The following is a 4,676-nucleotide window of genomic DNA, read 5'->3' as shown; positions in this document are numbered from 1 at the left end:
GATTAAACTTAATTGTCTTTCCCAATTTTTGAGGTTGATAATTCTAGCAAAATCTTCAGATTCTTGTGGGTTTTCGCCGAGCGCCTTTTTTATTTCTTCAATTAAGTATTGTACAAGTTTGGATTTCATTTTATGATGAACCAAAATATAATCGGGTGCAATGCAAGTTTGTCCAGCATTTAGAATTTTACCCCAAATGATACGTTTTGCAGCAAGTGGAAGATTAGCAGTTTCATCTACAATACATGGATTTTTCCCGCCTAATTCGAGTGTTACAGGCGTTAGGTTTTCGGCGGCGGCTTTTGCAACAATTTTTCCAACGGCAACACTTCCAGTAAAGAAAATATAATCCCAACGTTTTTTTAGTAAATCTTGAGCAATGGTATGGTCGCCTGTTACGGCTACCACATGTTTTACTTCAAACGATTCTCTAATGATTTTTGAAATTATGGCTGATGTGTAAGGTGTGAGTTCAGATGGTTTAAGTGTTACTTTATTACCTGCTGCAACTGCTGCAATAAGCGGACTTATTGCCAATTGAAATGGATAATTCCAAGGAGAAATAAGCAGCACATTTCCGTAAGGTTCACTATATATATAATCTGATGAAGGAAAATTTAGAAGCGATGGGAAAACCCATTTAGGTTTACTCCAAGAGTCTATTTTATTGATGGTGTTTCTTAGTTCCGAAATGATATAAGATGTCTCGGTAACTACACCTTCAAATTTTGGTTTTTTAAAATCTTTATATAAAGCTTCAAGAATTTCTTCTTCGTGAATGATAATACTTTTTAAGAGCTTTTTTAAGGCATCTTTTCTTTGTGAAATAGGGATTAAATTATTCATCGAAATTATTTTTAGCTAATATAATAAATTAAATGGCTCGCCAAATCACATCATCTGGCACTGGGGCAATAATTTGTATACTTTCTTTAGTGACGGGATGTGTGAATACTAATTTTCTAGCATGAAGATGTATGCCGCCGTCGGGATTACTTCTGTCAAAACCATATTTCAAATCTCCTTTTATTGGTGAACCAATGGCAGATAGTTGTGCTCTAATTTGATGATGACGACCTGTATGAAGATTAATTTCTAAAGCGAAATAGTTGTTTAATTCCTTTATAATTTTATAATCTAAGGAAGCCAATTTGCTTTCAGGAACTTCTTTGATATGTGCTTTTGAAGTGTTGTTTTTTTCGTTTCTTTTTAAAAAATGAACCAATTTGTCTTCACTTTTTTCCGGTTTCTTTTTTACAACTGCCCAATATGTTTTTTGAGTTTCTCTGTTACTAAACATTTCATTTAGTCTTGTCAATGCTTTGCTTGTTCTTGCAAAAACTACAATTCCTGTTGTTGGTCTGTCTAGCCGGTGTACAACACCTAGAAAAACTTCACCAGATTTATTGTATTTATCTTTTATGTATTCTTTGACGACTTCCGAGAGTGGTTTGTCGCCAGTTTTGTCACCTTGCACAATATCGCCGACACGCTTATTTACCACAATAATGTGATTGTCTTCATGAAGGATTTGAAGGTTGTTTTTTGTCGAAAGAATTTTCAAAATCGATTAGTTAGATTGTTAGACTTTTAGATTATTAGATTTTTAATGTTGAACGAAATTTTGAGGTCATTTTGACAATTCTGTCGATATTGAAACATAAACCATCTAATTTAGATTGGTTTATATAGCCTAAATCGAATGCTATTAATAATTGAGTTTCAATTTCATAAATTGAACCTATTGCAATTTCAAGAAATCTTGAAAAATCTTTATTACTGCTTCTCGAGCATCCTTCCGCAATGTTAGAAGGAACAGATACTGATGCTCTGCGAAGTTGGTTGGTTAACCCAAATTTTTCACTATCTGGAAAATTATCAGTTACAATGTAAATTTCAGAACAAAATACTCTACTTAATTTCCAAATTTCTAAATCTTTAAATCGGTGCATATTTCTAATAATCTAACAATCCATTAATCTAATAATCGAAATTAATATTGTTCACTAGCATTCGGGAAATCTTTACTCTTCACGTCAGCAACATAATTCCCAATGGCTTTTGTCATTTGGTCATATAAATCTAGATACCTTCTTAAGAATCTTGGACTAAATTCATTATTCATACCTAACATATCGTGAATAACTAATACTTGTCCGTCGACTCCGCCACCAGCTCCAATTCCTATAACAGGAATAGAAATACTTTGAGCTACTTTAGTCGCTAAATGTGCTGGTATTTTTTCTAAAACTAAGGCAAAACACCCTAATTTTTCTAATAATTTAGCGTCATCAAGTAATTTTTCAGCTTCTTCTTCTTCTTTGGCACGAACAGTGTAAGTCCCAAATTTATATATAGATTGCGGTGTAAGTCCCAAATGTCCCATAACAGGAATTCCTGCGTTTAATATTTTTTTGATAGACTCTTTTATTTCTCTTCCACCTTCTAATTTTACAGCATGACCACCACTTTCTTTCATAATCCTGATAGAAGATCGTAAAGCTTCTTTTGAATCCGATTGGTAACTTCCAAAAGGTAAATCGACCACAACCAAAGCCCTTTCAATGGCACGTACTACACTTGATGCGTGATAAATCATTTGATCTAAAGTAATTGGCAAAGTAGTTTCGTGTCCAGCCATTACATTACTGGCTGAATCACCTACTAAAATAACATCAACGCCCGCAGTATCTACAATTTTGGCCATCGTGTAATCATAGGCTGTTAGCATCGAAATTTTTTCACCATTAACTTTCATTTCTATTAATGATTTGGTGGTAATTCGTTTGTAATCTTTTTTGGCTACGGACATCTGATTTATGATTTTAGAATGTTGATTTTAGATTCCAGATTTATTTTGTAAAAGTACTAAAATCGATTAGTTAAGTTATAAATACAAAGAAAATTATAATAATAATTTTTGACAACTATAAAGGTAATTTAGAAGTTCCCAAAATATTGTGAAAAAAATAAAGGCAATCTATTCAAATTGCCTTTATAAATATGTTAATTAAAAACTAGATGCTTATTTTTTCATTTTGTTTGCAGGTAATAATTTGCTGGAAACTTCTCCAAAACCAATTCTTACGTGTTCATTTTTACAAAAACCTTTCATAATCACGGTATCTCCATCATTTATAAATTTTCTTTCGGAACCATCATTCATTTTTATAGGATTTTTTCCACCCCAAGTAAGCTCTAGCATAGAGCCATAACTGTCTTTTGTTGGACCTGAAATAGTGCCAGACCCCATCATGTCACCAGAATTTACTCGGCAACCATTACTTGTATGATGAGCTAATTGTTGGCTCATAGTCCAGTACATATATTTTAGATTTGTTCTAGAAATTGTGGTAGCTTCCGAATTTTCAGGAGCAATTGCAACTTCAAGATTTATATCAAAAGCATGGTTTCCTTTTTGTTGTAAATAAGGTAGAGGAGTAGGTTCTTGTTTTGGAGATTCGCAACGAAATGGTTCTAATGCATCCATAGTTACAATCCAAGGCGAAATAGATGAAGCAAAGTTTTTTGCTAAAAATGGACCAAGCGGTACATACTCCCATTTCTGAATATCTCGAGCACTCCAATCATTTAGTAGAACCATCCCGAAAATGTGATCTTCAGCTTCATTTACAGGAATATTTTCTCCCATAATATTAGCATCTGTGGTTATAAAAGCTGTTTCTAATTCGAAATCTACTAATTTAGAAGGACCGAAAACAGGTTGTGTTTCTCCGTTAGGTAAAGTTTGTCCGTTTGGTCTGTGCACCGGAATTCCCGAACGAACAATCGTAGAACTACGTCCGTGATAACCTACTGGAATGTGCAACCAGTTAGGAAGCAAAGCATTTTCTGGATCACGAAACATAGTGCCAGTATTTGTTGCATGTTCTCTACTTGAGAAGAAATCGGTATAATCACCTATAAATACAGGAAGTTGCATTTCTACATCAGCTATATTAAAGATTACTATATCAAGATGTTTTTTGTTGTCCTTTAGTTTGGAATTGTTAATATCAAAAATATCGGCAATGCGATTACGAACCAATCTCCATGTTTTTTTTCCGTCAGAAATAAAATCATTTAAAGTGTCCTGCATGAAAACATCATCAGTTAATTCAATGCCGTTAAAATAATTTAATTGTTGCAATGCACCTAAATCTATTGCGTAATCCCCAATTCGAGTTCCCACCGTTACGATATTTTCTTTAGTCAAAAAAACACCAAAAGGAATGTTTTGTATAGGAAAATCGCTGTCATTAGCTATGTTTAGCCATGATTTTCTATTCGAATCGTTTGCTGTAATGGGCATATAATTGTGTTGTTTATTTGTTTATAATTGGTATATCAAATATATCATAAACTATTATTTTACCAAACGTTTTTTTGTATTTTTGTAGGGAATTTAACTAAATAAAAAATATGTTACGCGACCAACAAATATTTGACCTAATTATTGAAGAACAAGACAGACAAATTCACGGTTTAGAGCTAATTGCCTCCGAAAACTTTGTAAGCGACCAAGTGATGGAAGCTGCAGGATCTGTATTAACAAATAAATATGCTGAAGGATATCCTGGAAAAAGATATTACGGAGGTTGCGAAGTAGTCGATGTTATCGAACAAATTGCTATAGACAGAGCCAAAGATTTGTTTGGTGCAGAATATGCAAACGT

At 33.3% G+C, this 4,676-nt stretch carries 5 protein-coding genes and 1 pseudogene; 1 reads left to right on the top strand and 5 read right to left on the bottom strand.

All coding sequences use genetic code 11. The features are described from left to right. The 5 genes from ACHZC3_RS04645 to fahA all read right to left on the bottom strand — a co-directional run. Positions 1-846: aldehyde dehydrogenase family protein (locus tag ACHZC3_RS04645; RefSeq protein ID WP_394758716.1), on the bottom strand; the 846-nt coding region annotated here is incomplete at its 3' end. Between the two features lie 28 nt (positions 847-874). After that, positions 875-1,564 carry an RluA family pseudouridine synthase gene (locus tag ACHZC3_RS04640; protein ID WP_394758714.1) on the bottom strand — a complete coding sequence of 230 codons (690 nt, stop codon included), beginning with the start codon at positions 1,562-1,564 and terminating at the stop codon, positions 875-877. 34 nt (positions 1,565-1,598) lie between these two features. Continuing rightward, positions 1,599-1,952 carry a four helix bundle protein gene (locus tag ACHZC3_RS04635; RefSeq protein ID WP_394758713.1) on the bottom strand — a complete coding sequence of 118 codons (354 nt, stop codon included), beginning with the start codon at positions 1,950-1,952 and terminating at the stop codon, positions 1,599-1,601. A gap of 41 nt (positions 1,953-1,993) precedes the next feature. After that, positions 1,994-2,812: a 3-methyl-2-oxobutanoate hydroxymethyltransferase gene (gene panB, locus ACHZC3_RS04630; RefSeq protein ID WP_394758712.1), complete on the bottom strand. Its 819-nt coding sequence runs from the start codon at positions 2,810-2,812 to the stop codon at positions 1,994-1,996. A gap of 213 nt (positions 2,813-3,025) precedes the next feature. Continuing rightward, positions 3,026-4,312, bottom strand: a complete 1,287-nt coding sequence (gene fahA / locus ACHZC3_RS04625; RefSeq protein ID WP_394758711.1) for a fumarylacetoacetase — start codon at positions 4,310-4,312, stop codon at positions 3,026-3,028. Positions 4,313-4,422: 110 nt separating this feature from the next. On the opposite strand from fahA, the pseudogene glyA reads away from it, so the two are divergent. After that, a pseudogene (glyA, locus tag ACHZC3_RS04620) lies at positions 4,423-4,676 on the top strand (serine hydroxymethyltransferase); the annotation flags it as partial.

The organism is Flavobacterium sp. (assembly GCF_043720215.1).
Lineage (GTDB): Bacteria > Bacteroidota > Bacteroidia > Flavobacteriales > Flavobacteriaceae > Flavobacterium.
This window is presented reverse-complemented; position numbering and strand designations above follow the sequence as displayed.